The sequence below is a fragment of the Pseudarthrobacter defluvii genome, assembly GCF_030816725.1.
In the GTDB taxonomy this organism is placed as follows: domain Bacteria; phylum Actinomycetota; class Actinomycetes; order Actinomycetales; family Micrococcaceae; genus Arthrobacter; species Arthrobacter defluvii_A.
Map to the genome: position 1 here is coordinate 4,218,079 of NZ_JAUSYG010000001.1, position 17,950 is coordinate 4,236,028.

At 66.9% G+C, this 17,950-nt stretch carries 16 protein-coding genes; 8 read left to right on the forward strand and 8 right to left on the reverse strand.

Annotated features, from left to right (window positions below):
* Nucleotides 1–34 precede the first annotated feature (34 nt).
* The 3 genes from QF031_RS19730 to QF031_RS19740 all read right to left on the reverse strand — a co-directional run bounded on the left by QF031_RS19730 (nucleotide 35) and on the right by QF031_RS19740 (nucleotide 2,980).
* Nucleotides 35–1,000: a PDR/VanB family oxidoreductase gene (locus QF031_RS19730; protein ID WP_307432192.1), complete on the reverse strand. Its 966-nt coding sequence runs from the start codon at nucleotides 998–1,000 to the stop codon at nucleotides 35–37.
* Nucleotides 1,001–1,188: 188 nt separating this feature from the next.
* Nucleotides 1,189–2,028 carry an IclR family transcriptional regulator gene (locus QF031_RS19735; RefSeq protein ID WP_307432195.1) on the reverse strand — a complete coding sequence of 280 codons (840 nt, stop codon included), beginning with the start codon at nucleotides 2,026–2,028 and terminating at the stop codon, nucleotides 1,189–1,191.
* A 151-nt stretch (nucleotides 2,029–2,179) separates the two neighbouring features.
* Nucleotides 2,180–2,980, reverse strand: coding sequence for an SDR family oxidoreductase (locus QF031_RS19740; protein ID WP_307432198.1), 801 nt, complete (start codon nucleotides 2,978–2,980; stop codon nucleotides 2,180–2,182).
* Between the two features lie 158 nt (nucleotides 2,981–3,138).
* On the opposite strand from QF031_RS19740, the gene QF031_RS19745 reads away from it, so the two are divergent.
* From QF031_RS19745 to QF031_RS19760, 4 genes are read left to right on the forward strand one after another with little or no spacing between them, the layout of a single operon-like run.
* Nucleotides 3,139–4,518, forward strand: a complete 1,380-nt coding sequence (locus QF031_RS19745; protein WP_307432201.1) for an aldehyde dehydrogenase family protein — start codon at nucleotides 3,139–3,141, stop codon at nucleotides 4,516–4,518.
* A 51-nt stretch (nucleotides 4,519–4,569) separates the two neighbouring features.
* Nucleotides 4,570–5,496, forward strand: coding sequence for an MBL fold metallo-hydrolase (locus QF031_RS19750; RefSeq protein ID WP_307432203.1), 927 nt, complete (start codon nucleotides 4,570–4,572; stop codon nucleotides 5,494–5,496).
* Between the two features lie 49 nt (nucleotides 5,497–5,545).
* On the forward strand, nucleotides 5,546–6,841 hold the full coding sequence (locus tag QF031_RS19755) for an MFS transporter (RefSeq protein WP_307432206.1): 1,296 nt from the start codon (nucleotides 5,546–5,548) through the stop codon (nucleotides 6,839–6,841).
* Between the two features lie 54 nt (nucleotides 6,842–6,895).
* Nucleotides 6,896–8,299, forward strand: coding sequence for an MFS transporter (locus QF031_RS19760; protein ID WP_307432209.1), 1,404 nt, complete (start codon nucleotides 6,896–6,898; stop codon nucleotides 8,297–8,299).
* Nucleotides 8,300–8,447: 148 nt separating this feature from the next.
* On the opposite strand, the gene QF031_RS19765 is transcribed toward QF031_RS19760, so the two are convergent.
* Nucleotides 8,448–9,320 (reverse strand): NAD(P)-dependent oxidoreductase, encoded by an 873-nt coding sequence (locus tag QF031_RS19765; protein WP_307432213.1) that lies wholly within the window; start codon nucleotides 9,318–9,320, stop codon nucleotides 8,448–8,450.
* 127 nt (nucleotides 9,321–9,447) lie between these two features.
* Here QF031_RS19765 and QF031_RS19770 point away from each other — a divergent pair, with 127 nt between their 5' ends.
* Entirely contained in the window at nucleotides 9,448–9,708 is a 261-nt protein-coding gene (locus QF031_RS19770; RefSeq protein ID WP_307432216.1) for a DUF3072 domain-containing protein, read from the forward strand.
* A gap of 11 nt (nucleotides 9,709–9,719) precedes the next feature.
* Here QF031_RS19770 and QF031_RS19775 read toward each other — a convergent pair whose 3' ends face one another.
* Nucleotides 9,720–9,923 (reverse strand): hypothetical protein, encoded by a 204-nt coding sequence (locus QF031_RS19775; protein ID WP_307432218.1) that lies wholly within the window; start codon nucleotides 9,921–9,923, stop codon nucleotides 9,720–9,722.
* Between the two features lie 384 nt (nucleotides 9,924–10,307).
* Between QF031_RS19775 and QF031_RS19780 the strand changes: the two genes are divergently transcribed.
* Both QF031_RS19780 and QF031_RS19785 read left to right on the forward strand, forming a co-directional pair.
* Nucleotides 10,308–11,567 carry a glycosyltransferase family 87 protein gene (locus QF031_RS19780; protein ID WP_307433528.1) on the forward strand — a complete coding sequence of 420 codons (1,260 nt, stop codon included), beginning with the start codon at nucleotides 10,308–10,310 and terminating at the stop codon, nucleotides 11,565–11,567.
* 28 nt (nucleotides 11,568–11,595) lie between these two features.
* A complete protein-coding gene (locus QF031_RS19785) occupies nucleotides 11,596–12,852 on the forward strand; it encodes a glycosyltransferase 87 family protein (RefSeq protein WP_307432221.1) in 1,257 nt (418 codons plus the stop codon).
* Here the strand turns inward: QF031_RS19785 and mptB are convergent.
* Entirely contained in the window at nucleotides 12,849–14,489 is a 1,641-nt protein-coding gene (mptB, locus tag QF031_RS19790) for a polyprenol phosphomannose-dependent alpha 1,6 mannosyltransferase MptB (protein ID WP_307432224.1), read from the reverse strand. The genes QF031_RS19785 and mptB overlap by 4 nt on opposite strands.
* A 146-nt stretch (nucleotides 14,490–14,635) precedes the next feature.
* On the reverse strand, nucleotides 14,636–15,037 hold the full coding sequence (locus QF031_RS19795) for a helix-turn-helix domain-containing protein (RefSeq protein WP_307433531.1): 402 nt from the start codon (nucleotides 15,035–15,037) through the stop codon (nucleotides 14,636–14,638).
* A 181-nt stretch (nucleotides 15,038–15,218) separates the two neighbouring features.
* Between QF031_RS19795 and QF031_RS19800 the strand changes: the two genes are divergently transcribed.
* Nucleotides 15,219–16,718: a SulP family inorganic anion transporter gene (locus tag QF031_RS19800; protein ID WP_307432226.1), complete on the forward strand. Its 1,500-nt coding sequence runs from the start codon at nucleotides 15,219–15,221 to the stop codon at nucleotides 16,716–16,718.
* Nucleotides 16,719–16,803: 85 nt separating this feature from the next.
* On the opposite strand, the gene QF031_RS19805 is transcribed toward QF031_RS19800, so the two are convergent.
* Entirely contained in the window at nucleotides 16,804–17,925 is a 1,122-nt protein-coding gene (locus QF031_RS19805; protein ID WP_307432229.1) for an NAD(P)/FAD-dependent oxidoreductase, read from the reverse strand.
* Nucleotides 17,926–17,950 lie beyond the last annotated feature (25 nt).

Here is a 17,950-nt window from a genome sequence, read left to right on the forward strand (position 1 = left end):
CTGGGGACAAAACTTGGCGGGATGAATGAGGTGGCTAGAGATCCAGGACGAGGCGCGGGCAGCCGGCCGCGGCACGGGAGACGCAAACCAGCATGACTTCGCCGGCGTCACGGTCCTCCTGGCTGAGGACGGCATCGCGGTGCTCAGGCTCACCCGAGATGATCTGGGTTTCGCAGGTGCCGCACAAGCCGCCCCGGCACGAGGACAGGACGCGCACGCCCACCTCCTCCACAGCTTCGAGGATGGTCTTGTCGTTGGGCACGGTCACGGTGGTTCCGGTGCGGGCCAGCTCGACCTCGAACGGGGCGTTGGCCGCGGCAGCGCCCAAGGTGGAGGCAACGAAACGTTCGGTGTGCAGGGCGCCCGGAGGCCAGCCCATGCAGCGTTCCTCCACCGCACCGAGCAGCCCGCCGGGACCGCATGCGTAAACCAGCATGTGCGCCCGGGGCATGCCCAGGATCTGGTCCAGGTCCAGCCGGCCTGCCTCGTCCTCGGCGATGATGCGGATACGGTCCGGGCCATACCGGTCTTCGAGCTGCTGCGCGAAGGCCATGGTATTCCGGCTCCGGCCGCCATAGACCAGGGTCCATTCCTTGCCGGCGGCCTCAGCCGCCTCAAGCATCGGAATCAGCGGCGTGATGCCGATGCCGCCCGCGAGGAAGAGGTAGCGGCGGGAGTCACGCATCGGAAAGTTGTTACGCGGCTCGGAGATGGTCAGCGGCGTGCCGGCCAGCAGCGCGTGCACCGCTTTCGACCCGCCCCGGGAATCCGGCACGTGCAGCACGCCGATCCGGAGGTGGTCCAGCTCGTCAGGTGAGGAACACAGGGAGTACTGGCGCACCAGGCCGTCCCCCACATGGACATCGATGTGTGCGCCGGGCTGCCAGGGCTGGAACGGCTGGCCGTCGGCACGCCGCAGCACCAGGGAGACCACCTGGTCCGCCACGCTGTCCACCTGATCGACCACGGCGTCGATGGTGGCTCCTGCAGATGCACTCATGGGGTTTTCACTTCCTTTGGGACGGCTCGCCTGCGCGGCAGGCTTCGGCCGGAGGTCCGGCGCTCTAAGGGCTTACTTGAGGTTAGGTGTTGCACGCCACACGCGGGGCGACCCTTTCCACCCAACGGAAAGATCTGCCCTGGCAGCTGTCGCGGCACCTGGCGCGGCACTTGGCGCGCAACCGCAAATTAGTGCGGCAAGTGCTCCACGCCCAGGCGCCGCGCGATGCCGCGTGCAGCAATGTTGAGCACCGGAACCACACTGCCCACCGGGGCCGGGCGCCCCCGGGTGACGATGCCCAGCGCGGCCACCACCTGCTTGTTCGGCAGTAAAACCGGAACGGCCAGGCCGTAGTTGTCCGGGCCGGCTTCCTCCTCAGTGGTGGCGTAGCCGTTGGCACGGACCCGCTCGATCTCGGCAGCCAGCAGTCCGGGCTGGGTGATGGTCCGCGGCGTATGCGGCTCCAGCCGCTGGACAGCGGAGGAAAAGAGGTCCTTGGCTCCGTAAGCGAGCATGATTTTGCCCGCGGCGCTTGCGTGCAGGGGCAGGCGGGCGCCCACGCGCCGGAACGGCTGGCCGGCACCGGTGCCGGACATCCGCTCCACCAGCAGGACCTCCTCGCCGTCCAAAATGAACAGGTTCACCACGTTGTGGGTGACGAAGAGAACGTCCTGCATAAAGGGTGCGGCCACTTCGGCGATGTTCTGCTGCGCGGGTGCCAGCAGGCCCAGCCGCCAGATCCGCTGGCCTACACGGTATTCGCCGTTCGCCTTCTCGAGGCCGCCCCACGCCACCAAATCACCGGCCAGGCGGTGTGCGGTGGCCACCGGGAGCCCTGCCCTCCGGGCCATGGAACTGAGGCTTTGAACGGAATGCTCGGTATCGAAAGTGCCCAGCAGCGCCAGGGCGCGCGACGTGACGCTGGCCGCCTGGGGTGCGGCAGCACCGTCGTCGCCGGCTGGACGTTTTGGCGCGGCCGTCGGACCCGCGCGCCGGGTGGTCCGGCCTGCCGGGGCAGCGTTAGCCATGGGTCACCCTTCTGCGCGCTGGAGGACACGGCGCCGTCCGTGGCGCGGTGCTGCATCCCGCCATCTTAACGCCCGACGCCGGTGCCTCCCAGGACGCAAGGCGAGGCGCCGGCGTCGTACTGTAGGCGCCTCCTCCATGGGAGGAGAAGGTTCAGTTGGGTACTGCGGCGAGGCCGGAGCCGCGGTAGGCGCCCAGGCCGCCGTCCACGCGGATGTCCGAGCCGTTCACCCAGCCCGATTCGGGGCGGAGCAGGAAGTCGATGACGGGGGCAATATCGTCCGGGTCGCCGAAGCGGCCCAGCAGTGCACCGGCGCCCTCCACCTTGTCGCGGCCGTGGTCTTTCTTGAAGTCCTCGAGGATGGGAGTGGCCACGGGTCCCGGGCTGACGCTGTTGACCCGGATCCGCTGCGGCAGAAGTTCGGCGGCCAGATGCTCAGTGAGGACCCGGACGCACTGTTTGGAGAAGAGGTAGGACTCGCCCATTACCTCGTCGTCGCCGGCAATGGACTCCAACGCGGCAGCTTGGTCTTCGGCGAGCGCGAAAGCGGAGCACTTTGCCTTGACCTCCCGCCAGTTCACGGCAACGCTGGAGGCGAGGTTCACCACGGCGGCACCCTCGCCCAGAAGGGGGGCCAGCGCCCGGACCAGCCCGCGGACGCCGAATACGTTCACCGCCAGCACGGTCCGCCACGGGGCCGTGCCAGGGACGCCGGCGATGTTCGCCAGGCCCGCGATGCCGTGCGGCGCTGCGGCCGTGACTGCTGCCGCGGCGGCGTCAACGCCGGCCTGGCTCGAGAGGTCTGCCTGGACAAATGTGCCGCTGAACTCCGCGGGTGGGTTGCGGTCGATGCCGATCAGCGGGATGCCCCGGCCGGCGAGGATGCGGGCCGCGCGTGCCCCGATTCCGGAGGAGACCCCGGTGACGACGATGGGCAGTTGCTCGTGGGACATGCAGACTCCTCGTTAGTGCGTGACGTGCTTCACTCCATAGTGGCAAGCGGGACTGGGCGGTTGCGGGACACTTTCCGTTGGACGGAAAGGTCGTCCCGGGATGTGACGGGTGCCATGACACTGGGATAAGAATTCCCTCCCGGCCGAAAGGACAAACCATGACGGCAGCCCAGTATGAGGTCCACGACCCGGCCACCCTTGAGCTCGTTGGACATGCTCCGGAAAACACCGCGCAGGACGTCGAAGCCGCGGTGGCAGCCGCCCGTGCAGCGTCGGCCGGCTGGGCTGCGGACCGGGAGTCCCGCCGCAGTTCCCTGCGGGCAGGTGCGGCCCTGATCCGCCGCGACCTGGACGCGCTGGCCACCCTGCTCTCCCGGGAACAGGGCAAACCGAAGGCCGAGGCCGCCGGCGAATTCTCCGTGGCCGCAGGGCTGTTCGAGTACTACGCCGACCTGGAATGGGACTCGGAACAGCAGCTGAGCCCGCGCGCGGACCGCAGCCTGGAGGTCCAGTACCGGCCCGTGGGCATCGTTGGCACCATCACGCCGTGGAACTTTCCCATCTCCCTGCTCTGCGTGAAACTCGCCCCCGCTTTGGTGGCCGGCTGCACCGTGGTCGCCAAGCCCTCACCATCCACTCCCCTGTCCACGATTGCCCTGGTGAACCTGCTCAACGAGGCCCTCCCCGCCGGTGTGCTGCAGGTCCGGACCAGTTCGCGGCGGACCGTGAACGTTGCTTTGAGCACCTCGCCGGGCATCCGGAAGATCTCCTTCACCGGCTCCACGGAGGTGGGCATCTCCATCGCGCAGCAGGCCGCCTCAACGGTCAAGCGCGTCACCATGGAACTGGGCGGGAATGATCCTGCCATCGTGCTGGACGATGCGGACATCGCGGTCACCGCCCGCGGCATTGTGGGCAGCGCCTTCCGCAACGCCGGCCAAGTCTGCATGGCGGTCAAGCGCGTCTACGTCCCGCGCAGCCGCAGTGCGGAACTTGCTGAGGCCATTGCCGCCGAGGCGGCCCGCCATGTGCTGGGCCACGGCATTGCTGATGGCACCACCATGGGCCCGATGCACAACGAGTCCCAGCTCAAGCTGGTCCACGGCCTGGTGGATTCCGCCGTGGGCGCCGGTGCCCGCATCCTCTCCGGTGGCACCGCCGGCTGCGACCTGCCGGGCTACTTCCTCTCCCCCACCGTAGTGATCGACGCCGAACCCGGCATGGACCTGGTGGAGCAGGAACAGTTCGGGGCGGCGCTGCCCATCGTGGCCTACGACAACCTCGACGACATCATCGCGGGACTGAACGCCGGCGAATTCGGCCTCGGCGCATCGGTGTGGAGCCCGGACCAGGAGCGGGCCTACGCCACTGCCTCCCGCCTTGAGGCAGGAACGGTCTGGGTCAACCAGCACACCCTGGTGGAACCGGACGCCCCGTTCGGCGGCTGGAAAGCCTCCGGCGTCGGCCGCGAGCGCGGCCGCTGGGGCCTGGAGGAATACCTGGAAACCCGTGTCATCAATGCCCGCCCCCACGCCTGACCCCCCCCCCCCCCCCCCCCCCCCCCGCACACCCTGCAGAAGGACTTCCATGTGAGCGTCGAACTGATCACTCTTGGCACCGCCGCCGGCCCGGCCATCCGCGGACCTGAAAACGGCATCTCCAGCGCACTGGTGGTGGGTGATGCCTTTTACATGGTGGACTTTGGCCTCGGCTGCTCCCGCGCGGCACATGAGGCGGGGCTCCGGGGCAAGGATTTTGTGGCCGGCTTCGTCACGCACCTGCATTCGGACCATGTGGTGGAGCTTCCCGGCTTCCTGCTGTGGAACTGGGGGAATCCGGTGGAGGGCTTCACGCGGCCGGTATCCGTTGTTGGCCCGGGCAAGGATGCCACCCGGACGCGTGGCGGCGGCCTGTCCGGCACCGCCGAACTGGTGTCCCACTCGCTGCAGGCCTTCTCCTACGACATTGACATCCGGGTCCATGACGAGGCCCGCCCGGACCTTGCGTCGCTGGTGCGCACCGTGGACCTGGCCACCCCCGCGCACGGTTCCGAGGACGCGGCCCGCCCCTTCGACGTCTACGAGGATGACAGGGTCAAGGTCACCGGCATCCTGGTGGAGCACCCGCCGGTGCGGCCCGCCTTGGCGTTCCGCTTCGAGACCGACGCCGGTTCTGTCGTATTCTCCGGCGATACCGCCGAATGCGAGGCCATGGTTGTGCTCGCCGAGGGTGCGGATGTCCTGGTGCATGAAGCGGTCAACCTGGACTTCTATGCGGACAAGGGGTTCGCGCCGGAGTTCCTGAACCACCAGCGGATCGCCCACACGCCGCCTGAGGCCGCCGGCCGGGTAGCCTCCGCGGCGGGGGTGGACCGGCTTGTGCTCTCCCACTTGGCCGGGCGGGCGGAACCGCAGTGGTGGCGCAGCCGTGCTGCCTCAACCTTTGCCGGCACCGTGGACGTCGCCGTCAGCGGCCAGCGTTTCCGCATCGGCAGCCCCGTCCTGGCTTCCGCCTGAGAAGAACCTGATCCCGGGTCGCCTGCCACAAACTCAGCGAGGACAACTCTTGGCCCTGCCGTCGCACGCCACACCCATTGATGACACCGAGGCGACGACGGACCGGGCGTGGCTTGCCGTCCTCGCGGCCGGTATCGCAGCGGCCATGCACATCTGGAAGCTTCCCGCCGCTTTGGGCGGCATCCAGGCGGATCTTGGCACCTCGCTGATCCAGGCCGGGCTGCTGCTGGGCATCATCCAGCTGGCCAGCGTGGTTGGCGGCCTGGCCACGGCCGTGGGCGGTGAGATGGCCGGCCTGCGCCGACTCCTGATCCTCGGACTTGTCCTGCTGAGCGGCGCGTCCGCCGTGGGTGCGGCCGCCCCCAGCACCGAATGGCTGATGGCAGCACGCACCCTGGAGGGCATCGGCTTCCTGCTCGCCGTGGTGGTGGCGCCCGCCCTCATCCGCAAAGTGGCCCCGCCGCAGAGGCTGAACATTGCGCTGGCAAGCTGGGCCACGTTCCAGGGAACGGCCACGCTGATCGGCCTTTCCGCGGGTGCACTGTTCCTGCAGGCTGGGGGCTGGCGGGAATGGTGGCTGATTATGGCGGTTCTCACGCTTCTCCCGGTGCCGCTGCTGCTGCGCCGGGTGCCGAAGGACGTCGCTCCAGCCGAGGCCGGACTCCGGCACGCTCTGCGCAGGGTGGGGCGCACCGTTGCCACCCGCAGGCCCTGGATCATCGGCGTGGTGTTCGCCTGCTACACGGCGCAGTGGATGGCGGTGCTTGGCTTCCTGCCCTCGATCTACCGCTCAGCGGGGCTCGACGGCCCGTGGCCCGGTATCCTCAGCGCCCTGGTCGGTGGCGTCAACGCCATCGGTGCCCTCAGTGCCGGTCCGCTGATCCAGCGGGGAATTTCTGAGCGGAGCATCATTTTCTGGACCTTCCTGTCGATGTCCGCCGCTTCCGTGGCCACGTTCGCCGTGAACTGGGACCGCTTCGGCAACGGCATCTTTATCCAGGTTGTCCTGATCGCCGCGTTTTCCGCCGTCGGGGGCCTCATACCGGCGGCGATGACCAGCTACTCCGTGCGCATCGCAGCCGCAGATGGCTCCGTCACTGCCGTGCTGGGGCTGACGCAGCAAATCTTCAATGTGGGAAACTTTGCGGGGCCCATGCTGTTCGCCCTGCTCGCCACCACCACCGGCGGCTGGGGCACCACCTGGTGGCTGACGTGTGCCTTGAGCTGCTTGGGGATGGGCCTGCTGGCGCCCCTGGGACGGGCCGCCAAAAGTGACTTTCCGGCCAACGGAAAACCCAAATGTAAGGCCGGTCACACGAGCCTACAGTCAAGGAAACGCCGGTGAAACCGGCAAAGACTCCCCTTCAACGATTGGGCAACCGTGTCTAAAACTCCGCTTATGACGCCGGGCTCCGCGGCCTCCCGCGATCCCCGCACCTGGTCCCGGGCCAAGCGTAACCGCTACGGCTGGTTCATGACGTTCGGCCTGCTTTTCCTGATGATGCTCAGCTGGGCGGACAAGGCAGTCCTGGGCATCGCGGCCGTTCCCCTGATGAAACAGCTGGGCATCACGCCCGAGCAGTTTGGCCTGGTGGGCAGCGCCATGTTCCTGACCTTTGGTGTGGCCCAGATCGTTGCCGCCCCAATCGCCAATAAGGTATCCAGCAAGTGGATCCTGCTGGTCCTGTGCCTGCTGTGGTCCGTGGCGCAGGTTCCCATCCTGCTCTTCGCCTCGCTGCCCGCGCTCTGGGCAAGCCGCCTGCTCCTCGGCGCCGGCGAGGGCCCGCTGGCACCGGTCCTGATGCATGGCATCTACAAGTGGTTCCCCGAGAAGAAGGGCGCCACACCCGCGGCGCTGGCATCATCCGGCGTGACTTTGGGCATTGTGGCGTTCGCCCCGGTCCTGGCCTGGGTCATTGGACAATTCGGCTGGCAGACCGCCTTTGCCGTGCTGGCCATCGTGGGCCTGCTGTGGTCCGTCTTCTGGGCCATCGCTGGCAAGGAGGGTCCCTACACCAGCCGGAAAGCTGAACAGGAAATTGACGGCATCGCCCGGGAGGAAACTCCGGTGATCAGCGAAACCAAGATCCGCTACTGGCGCACCATCCTGTCCCCCAGTTGGATCTTCGCGGTCCTGGCCTCCTTCTTCGGCTACTGGACCTTCACACTCGCCATGTCCTGGGGACCCGCCTATTTCCAGAACGTCCTGGGCTTCAGCGGCCAGCAGTCCGGCACCATGATCGCCCTGCCCGCGGCCTGGGGAACCATCGCCACCGTTGGCCTTAGCGCACTTACCCAACGCCTGCACCTCAAGGGCGTTCCCACCAGGAAAGCGCGCGGCTGGGTCCTCGGCGGTGCCGGAGCGTTCGCTGGGACGTGCCTGGTCGCAGCAACCATGACCACATCCCCGGTCCTGTCCATCGTCCTCATGGTGTTCGGCTTCGGTACCGCACCGGCGCTCTTCGCCATCACGTACCTGGTGGTCGCTGAACTGACCACCATCGGCCAGCGCGGTGCCAACCTCTCCATCGCAAACGCGGTCCTCACGACCGGCGGCGTGTTCGCACCGGCAGTGTCAGGTTTCCTGATCGGCGGCGCGGCCACTCCGGCAGACGGCTACCGTGCGGCGTTTGCCCTGGCCGGAGGGCTCATGCTGACGTTCGGCGTCCTGGCCCTGATGTTCGTCAACCAGCAGCGTGACCGTCGCCGGCTCGGCCTTGACGTAGCCGCTGGCGTCTCACTCAAGCCGGCAAACCTTGCGGCCGGGGCTGATGAAACGGTAGTGGTAACCGCCAAAGCCTGAGACGCCATTCCAGAAGGCAGCTGTCGGAAGCCACAAGCACGGCCTCCGGCAGCTGCCTTCTCTACATCAAGAACCAATGGCAAGCTGGGACCCGTCCGCACGGATAACCTCAAATGCCCTCGAACGGTGCAACCCACTTTTCGCCCTGCTACCGGCTGGCGTAGTAGGCGGCAGCCATGTCCTGTTTGGCCCGGCCCTGTTCCGCCACCCGGTCCAGCCGCGCGGCAAACGCCTCGGCGCCGTCAAGCCTAATGTCCTGCTCAGCTGCCGCATCGACGATGAGGTGGGCATCCTTGCACGCGGTGTCCACCGCGAAGGAAGCCGGCTCCAGGCCGTTATCCAGAATGAGGCCCATCTTGGTCCGCAGGTAGGGCAGGTCCAGGCCGCCGCCGTCGATCACGTCAAGGAACTGCTGCGGATCCACGCCGAGGGCTTCGGCCAGGGCAACCACCTCACCTGCGGCGTTGGAAGCGGCGATGACCCAGCTGTTCACCACCAACTTGAGACGGGCAGCCGCCCCCTTCGACGGGTCCTCCCCGGTCCAGATGGTGCGGGCGCCAATGGCATCAAGGACCGGCGCCACCCGCTCACGAGCAGCCCCAGGGCCGGCGGCAAGCACCAGCAGCTGGCCCGCTTCGGCTGGAGCGCGGGTACCTGAAACGGGGGCCTCCACCAGGTCCAGGCCAAGCCCGGCGGCGAGCTTGGCCAAAGCGGGCACGTCCTTCACGCCCACGGTGGTGGACTGGACCCACGCCGTGCCGGGCCGGAAGCCCGGGGCTGCGGCCCGAATGACTTCTTCCACCGCGGCGGCGTCGTACAGCATGGTCAGGACAACGTCGGCGCCCTCGACTGCTTCGGCCGGGTCCAAGGCACGCCGGGCACCTTCAGAAGCCAGCGGCTCGGTCTTGGCCGCGTCCCGGTTCCACACCGAGACCTCGAGGCCGGCCCGCAACAGGTTCCGGGCCATGGCCGCCCCCATGATTCCGGTCCCCAGCACGGCAACTTTGAGTTTCGCTTCCATTGAGTCCTCCTGGTCCAGGTTTGGCTTTCCCTACCAACTCAACGTCTCCAGGATTCCCTGAATTATTCACCCGGCGGCCGGCACACGCTCCTGCAGAATGTCGGCACCCCAGCCTAGACTCGTACCCATGAGCGACAGCAACCAGGAAACAATCGGCAGCCCGGAACCCGAGCCCAATGCAGGCATCAACAGGGACCCGGAAGACTGGGTGACCGGAGACGAACCCATGACGGCAGCGCAGCGCAGCTACCTCGATACGCTGGCACGCGAGGCCGGGGAGGAACTCCCCGCAGACCTGAGCAAGGCGGATGCGTCAAAGCACATTGACCGCCTGCAGCAGCGCAGCAACCGCGTAAGTGGCGAGGGAGAGAGCAGCGCCGGTAGTTAGAACCGGAGGCCCTACCAGGCCTGCTGCTCGCGGGTGAGACCGAAGGGAACTGCCTCACTGAGGTCAACCGTGAACTTGTCCACGCCGTGGCGGGTTACCAGGATTCCGTGGCGTTTGCCGGTGAGGGCGTGGGCCTTGGCAGCTGCGACGGCGGCGTCGAGCTCGCTGTCCATGCTTCGGCGGTCGGACACGGTGAGGGTCAGTGGGAAGTTCATGGGGTTGCCTTATGTCTTTCGGGGGGTGGTGGAAATGCGCCGCCCAGCGCTCCCCCTGGCTGCATAGGCGGTGGACGCCTCAGCGCCTCGCACCATGGTGCCCCAACATCCAAGGGCCAGCAACTTTAGATAAATGACGCAGGTCAGAGCCATACTCCCCCGCTTTGCACTGACAATTACTGGCAGCAAGGTGCCGTCAATTAGAGTTGGACAGGAATGGGAGCCGGTTTTCAAGGCTTCCAGCTGCCCTGAAACCCGCCTCGCGGCCTGACCCGAGCCATTATTGCGCGACCGCTGACTGTGCAACGACCTGACAAGGATTCCGCCATTTCCACCGACGCTCTCTTCGGCAATCTGACCAGGATCCGCAACGTCATCCTCCCCATGCCGGTGCGGAGCCGGCTCAACACCGGCCGCGGATTGCTGGCCGGCTTCATCGTGGTGCATCTTGTCTTCCTGGTCTTCGCCGCGTCACTTTCCCTGCGCGGCGAAGCGTTCAGTGACACCTTTATCTACCGCGACTGGGCCATGGCGGGTTTCAACGACGCGAACTTGAGGGGCGGCCCCAGCCCCTGGGTCTACCCCATCCTTGCGCTGATCCCCATGGCCATCGCGGGCATGGCAGGACCCGCACCGTTCTTCTTCCTCTGGGTCCTCATGACCACGATCCTCAACGGCTGGGCGCTGCTGAAACTCACCGACCGCGGCCGCAGTGCCAACGCCATCCCTGCCGGCTGGTGGTGGCTTGCCTTCACCTTCCTGATGGGCTGGCTGGGATTCGCGCGTGTGGACGGCCTCACCGCCCCGCTGGTCCTGGTGGCACTGGCGTACGGCGTCAAGCGCCCCTTCATCGCCTCGGTCCTGCTTGCCATCGGCACCTGGGTGAAAGTCTGGCCGGCGGCCATCATGCTGGCCCTCTTCGCCGTCGTCAAAAACCGGCTGCTGGTGGTCCTGGCCGGGATCGCGGCGACGGCGGGTGTTGTAGCGCTGGCAGCGGCCCTGGGCAGCGTCCCCAAGCTCCTGAACTTCCTCACCCAGCAGGGCGACCGCGGCATGCAGCTCGAGGCCACCTTCACCACGCCCTGGCTCTGGCTGTCGGTGCTGAACGTGGGCGGCTCCCGCATGTACATGAACACAGACATCAACTCCATGCAGGTGGACGGGCCCGGCACCGCCACCATGTCCGTGCTGATGCAGCCGCTCCTGGTCCTGGCCGCCCTGCTGGTGGCAGGACTGGCCTTCTGGGCGCTCCATAACGGCAAGCAACACAAAGTGGCCGGCGGCGTGGACCGCACCGAGCTGCTCCTGGCCGGCGCCCTCGCGCTGGCCGCCGCCTTCGTGGTCTTCAACAAGGTGGGTTCCCCCCAGTTCGTGGTGTGGCTGGGACCTGCAGTCGCCGTCGGCCTGGCACACAGCTGGCGGGAGTGGCGCGTCCCGGCACTGATGCTGATCGCCATCGCCGTGGCCACGTACTTCATCTACCCGCTCTTCTACGACGCCCTCAGCCACAACAACCCCTGGATGGCGCTGGTGCTGACCATCCGCAACGTCCTGCTGGTGGTCCTGTTCCTGTGGAGCGTCCGGCGCCTGTACTCGCTGGGCAAGAAGACCACTGCACCTGCCCCTGCGCTCAAGGAGACCTGAGATTTCCACGAGGTTCTTTGACCGCCTGGTGACGGTCCGCAGCAAAGTCCTTCCGGCAAAGGTTGTGGACTGGTTCGCCCGCCCGTCCAGCGTCTGGTGGGGCTTCGCCGTCGTCCATCTCTACTTCCTGGGCTGGATGGCGTCCTTCTTCCTGAACGGCGACACGTTCAGCGACACCGAGCAGTACCGGCAGTGGGCCACGGACGGATACAACCCCGCGGACCTGACCGGCAAAATCAGCCCCTGGGTCTACCCGGTGCTGGCGCAGATCCCCATCTTCCTCGCCAACATCGCGGGCCCCAGCCTGTACCTGCTGGTCTGGTTCCTGATCATCACGGCGCTCAACGCCGTCGGCCTGTTGTACCTCACCCGCGGCTCGCGGAAGGTGACCGGCATTGCGCCTGCCTGGTGGTGGCTGTTCTTCACGGTCTTCATGGGCTACCTCAGCTTCGCCCGCGTGGAAGGCATCACCGCACCGATCGTCCTGATCGCACTGCTGTACGCGGCAGAACGGCCCGTGGTGGCGGGCATCCTGCTCAGCGTCGCCACCTGGATCAAGGTATGGCCGGCAGCGGTCCTGGTGCCCATCGTCATCGCCAGCCACAGGCGCGTCCAGGTGGTGCTCGCCGGTGCCGCCGTGACCGCCGTCGTGGGTGTGGGCACCTGGCTGACCGGCGGCCTGCCGCACATCATGGACTTCCTGCTCAACCAGGGCGAACGCGGCATGCAGCTGGAAGCCACCTTCTCCACGCCCTGGGTCTGGCTGAGCGTGTTCCACATCGCCGGCTCCAAGATGGCGGACAACACGGCCATCAACTCCACCGAGGTCTACGGCCCGGGAGCCAGTACTGCAGCGTTCCTGATGCAGCCGCTGCTGATCCTCGCTGCCATCACCGCTGCCATCCTGCTGGTGCGGGCCATGCGCCGCGGCGCGGAGCGGGAGGAACTGTTCCTTGAGGGATCGCTCATGATGGTCACCGCGTTCATCGTGTTCAACAAGGTGGGATCGCCGCAGTTCATCATCTGGCTGGCGCCGGTGATCATCGCCGGCCTGACGCACGACTGGGAGCGCTGGAAGGTCCCGGCAGCCCTGCTCATGGGCATCGCCATGACAACATTCGTGATCTACCCACTGTTCTACACCCCGCTCATCCACGCCCACCCGGTGATGGCGGCCATCCTCACCACCCGCAACGTGCTCCTGGTGGTGCTGCTGTGGTGGTCGGTGAAACGCACGGCGGAGTTGGGCCGGAAGACTGCGGCGCCGGTTCGGGCTGGAGCCTAAAGGGTCTCGCGGCGGGCGGCTTCCGGGCGCTCGACGGCGGCGGGGGCCTGCGGTGCGGCAGCGCGGCGCGCGGCCCGGCGTTCCATTGCCCACTGCCAGGCGCGGCGGGCAAGGTCCACCGGCTTGCCTTCAATCAGCAGTTTCCGCGTGTGGACGTCCAGGACCAGCAGGTAGAACGTGAACGCCAACGCGGTGAAGAACGCCAGGGACGACGCGTCGATGGGCAGCTCCACGAAGGACCAGACCGAGAGCTGGTCCTGGGCACCGAACACCACGAAGAACGTCACGGCCACGTAGAGCGACCGGATCTGCCAGTCGTCCCGGATGCCGGTGACGGCCAGGAACGGCAGGAACCACAGGATGTACCAGGGCTGGATGATGGGCGAGAGCATCACGACGGCGGTGAACGCCAGGGCCATCCGACGCACCGCCCTGGAGTAGTCGCCCCGGAACATCAGCAGCAGGACCAGCGCAATGGCGCCCCACTTCATGGCGGTCCGCAGCCAGGTGGCCAGCGTTCCGCCGGGCAGTCCCAGGGCGTTGGCCAGCATCTCCACCTGCTGGCCCAGGAAGCCCGACGGCGAGTACCCGGTGTACCCGGGGGTGGGGTCCATGATGGCCCAGGTCCAGCCGATGCCCAGGTTGTAGGGGATGCCGCTGAGGGCCAGCACACCGAAGCTGATGCCCGCCGTGGCAGCCCACATCAGGAATTTCCGCGGCCAGGTGGCCGATGGACCTGCCCACATGAGTCCGATGAACGGCAGCAGCAGCACGGTGATGGGTTTGATGCCGATGGAGGCAGTGACCAGGAGGATGCCCAGCAGGTAGCGGCGGGTGGCGGCGAGGTACACACCTGCGACGGCGAGGCCTACCATGAGGGCGTCGTTGTGGGCGCTGGCGATAAAGCTGATGAGGAACAGCGGGTTGGCCACGGAGATCCAGAGGGCCCGCGCGCCATTTATGCCGTGCAGTTCTGCCAGTTTGGGCACGTAGATGACGCAGAGCAGCACGCCGACGCCGGCCAGCAGGCGGAAGAGCAGGACGGATGCGTCGGGCTGGGCCCCGGTCAGTCCGACCACCGCCCGCGCCAGCCAGAGGAAGTAGGGGCCGTAGGGGGTCCGGTTTTCGGCCCAGGCGGGGTCGGCGCCCAGGGCGAACCAGTTGTTGAGGGTGGAAATGCCCACCTCGTACGGGTTCTGGCCTTCCTGGACCAGACGGCCCTGGCCCGTATACGCGTAGACGTCGCGGGAAAAGACGGGCACACAGAACAGCAGGGGCAGGGACCAGGCGGAGATGGCCGCCACCACGGACCGCAGGGATGACTGTCCCCAGTCCCCCAGCCGCTGGCCCAGGCGGAGCCAGGAGCGCATCAACAGCATGGCGCCCGCGGTCAGCAGCACGGTGGAAACCGCCACTCCCCAGCCCTCGGTGCGGAGCGCGATCACTACCGGCTGGCGGATCATGGGGGAACCGTTGGCGATCCAGCCCGTTCCGATGGAGCCGACGAACATCATGAGGGCGCCGATGAAACCTTCGAGGGTTGCCAGGTAGGCACGGCCCTTGGCGGGCACCGAGGCGTCGGCCGGTGCGCCCGGCCTGGCTTCCGATGTCCTGAGGTGTGACCCGCCTGCCGTCATGATTGTTGGTCCCCTACCTTGTTACGGCACTGCTCGCCCAGCTTCACAAGGCCGCCATGCAACCCGGTCATTTTATCAGCCGCACTTACTGCTGCCGCGGGCCGCCGCCGCGCGGAACACCACAGTTTGGCAACAGCGCCGGGACCCTAGCGGGCGCGCAGGAGTGCCAGGAATTCGTCGGCCATGCCGAGTTGTTCCTCCAACTTGGCGCGGCGCCTCGCTGCCTCTTCGATAAAACCGTTCAACTCAGACCTGATCTCCGTAACATCCTGGTCCCGGCGGGCCGTCTCCAGTGCGTCAATGACCTTCAGGAGCCCTGACATGGCTTCAAGAGTGAACCCCAACGGCTTCATCCTGCGGATCAACAGCAGGCGTGTGAAGTCGCGCTCGGTGTAGAGGCGGAACCCGCCCTCGGTGCGCCCGGACGGTTTGAGCAGGCCCACCTCGTCGTAGTGGCGGATGGTCCGCAGGGACATCTGCGAACGGTCCGCCAGTTCGCCGATATGCATTGTGGCCACTACTTCTTCAGCCGTCATCTCGTTCGTCATCACGTCACCAATCCACTCAACCCTCACGTTAGGGTAGTGTTGCATGCGCAGCCGAAAGTCACCGGCGCATTCTTCCTCCACCCATTGTCTTTCATGTCAGGGCTGGACCCGTGCGCACCGTGGCGCGCAGAAACTTGCACACCGCTCTCCGGAGGAGAGCCAAGTCCCCTGGAGCTGCTCCTTGACCGTCGCTGACCGCACCCGGCCCATCAGGCAACCAATCACCGTTCGCACGGCCCTGCGCTCCCCGCGGCAGCTCAGCCGCGAGGTCCTGGCCGGAATGGTCACCACCCTGGCACTCGTCCCTGAAGTCATCTCGTTCTCGATCGTGGCCGGCGTCGATCCGATGGTCAGCCTTGTGGCCTCCATCGTGCTGGCCCTGGCCATGTCCATCCTGGGCGGCCGCCCAGGTGTGGTCACTGCCGCCGCCGGTTCCGTCGCCCTGGTGATCGCCCCGCTGGTCCACGCGCACGGCGTCGAGTACGTCCTGCCGGCGGTGCTTCTCGCCGGCGTGATCCAGGTGGTCTTTGGCCTGGCCGGGCTGGCGCGCCTGATGCGGTTCATCCCGCGGTCAGTGATGATCGGGTTCGTCAACGCACTGGGTGTGCTGATCTTCATGGCGCAGGTGCCCCACGTCCTCAACGTCCCCTGGCTCGCCTACGTCCTGTTCGCCCTGACGTTCGCGATCATTTTCATCCTGCCCCGGTTCACCAAGGTGGTCCCGTCGCCGCTGGTGGCCATCGTCGTCGTCACCGCAATCGTCATCATCGCCGGCCTAACCGTTCCGAACGTCGCGGACGAGGGGCCGCTTACCGGCAAGCTGCCCGGAATCACACCGTTCCTCTTCCCGGTAAACCTGGAGACCTTCCAGCTGGTCCTCCCCACTGCACTGAGCGTGGCGTTCGTGGGTCTCATGGAAACCCTCCTCACAGCGAAACTCGTGGACGACATTACAGAGACGCCGTCGCACAAGGGCCGCGAGTCCTGGGCCCTGGGCGTCTCGAACATCCTTTCCGGCTTCTACGGCGGCATCGCCGGATGCGCCATGATCGGCCAAACAGTCCTCAACGTGAAGACCGGCCAGGCCCGCACCAGGATTTCGACGTTCGTGGCGGGACTGTTCCTGCTGGCCCTGGTGACGGGGCTCAGCTCGATCATGGGGCAGATCCCCATGGTGGCCCTCGCCGCCGTGATGATGGTGGTGGCCGTGACCACCGTTGACTGGCACAGCGTGAAACCGTCCACGCTGAAGCGGATGCCGGTGCCGGAGACGCTCGTCATGGTTGTCACCGTCGCCGTGGTGGTCCTCACTGGAAACCTGGCCTACGGTGTGCTGGTGGGCGTCGTGCTTGCGATGGTGCTCTTCGCCCGCCGGGTGGCCCACGTCATCAGCGTTGAGCGGAACCTGGCGGACGACGGTGAAAGCGTCCGCTACGACGTGGTGGGGCCGCTGTTCTTCGGAAGCAGCAACGACCTGGTGGAGCAGTTCGCCTACGCCGACGATCCCGCCTCGGTGACCATTGACCTCACCCGCGCCCAGATCTGGGACGCCTCAACCGTCGCCGCGCTCGACTCCATCGAAACCAAGTACGCGGACCACGGCGCGACGGTGAAAATTGAAGGCCTCGACGAACGCAGCACGGGCTTCCACCGCCGCCTTTCCGGCCATCTGGGCGGCTAAGCGGAATCTCACTTCGAGCAGGCGAAGCCGCCGGGCAGGCGAAGGGGCGGGGCCACATGTGGCGCCCGCCCCTTCCGCAGGAGAACTAGGAGAAGCGTCCGGGCCGGAAGGTGGCCAGCATGGGGTGCTTCTTCCCGGTCAGGATTTCCCCGGCCAGAAGCTCGCCGGCGATCAGGCCCAGGGTGGCGCCGGAGTGGGTGAAGGCGACGAAGCAGCCCGGCACCTGGCCCAGTTCACCCAGGACCGGTTCGCCGTCGCCCGGGATCGGCTTGTACCCCATTTTCCAGGAGGCCGGCTTGAGTTCGGGGTTGCCGGCAACCAGCTTGGACGCCTCATCGGCCAGTTCCTGCACCACCTCATCAGGAATGGTGAAGGAGCCGTCCGCGTGCTCGGTGATGTGCTCCTCGTACCAGTCGTGGTCCAGGGCGAACGTGCCGCCCGGGTTGGGCCGGACCGCGGCGCGGGGGGTGTTCATCACGGCGATGACGTCGTGCTGCACCTGCTTGGTCACCACCAGCATGGACACCGGGGAACCATTGGGGATGTGCACGCCAAGGGGTTCGACGACGGCGGGCGTCGCTGCGCCGCACGCCACCAGGACCGCGTCGGCCGGGTAGGTCCCGCCCGACGCCGTCTCCACGCCCGTGGTGCGGCCGCCCTCCACCATGACGGAGGCTTTGCCGGCGTTGAGGACAAGTTCGCCGCCGCGGGAGTGGAACTCCTCCATCAGGAAGTCGATCAGGTCCGGCAGGCTCACCCAGCCTTCGCCGGGGTTGAAGATGGCGTTGTCGGGCACGGCACCGGCATCAATGCCAGGGGTGGCTGATGCGATGTCCTCCGGGGCAAGCAGCTTGGAGTCATAGCCGATGGACTTCTCGTAGGCGTGCCGGGACTCTGTGGCCTCACCCTGGCCGGCGGCGTTCCACATGAGGCCGCCGCCGAACTGGAGCCAGTCCCGGCTGGGGTTGGAGGCGAAGAGGGTGCGGTAACGGTCAACGCCTGCAACCCGCAGTTGGTGGTACGGAGTGGACCGTTCGCCGGCGGAGTTCAGCCAGGACAGCGACCGCCCGCTGGCTTCGCTGGCCAGGCCGCGCTCGGTCAGCAGGATTACCGAGGCACCTTCGCGGAGCAGGTGCACGGCGGTGGAGACGCCCAGGATGCCGCCGCCGATGATGGCAACGCGCTTGGTGGCTGTAGTAGAGGACATTAGTGTCCCTTTCTGTGGAATTCGT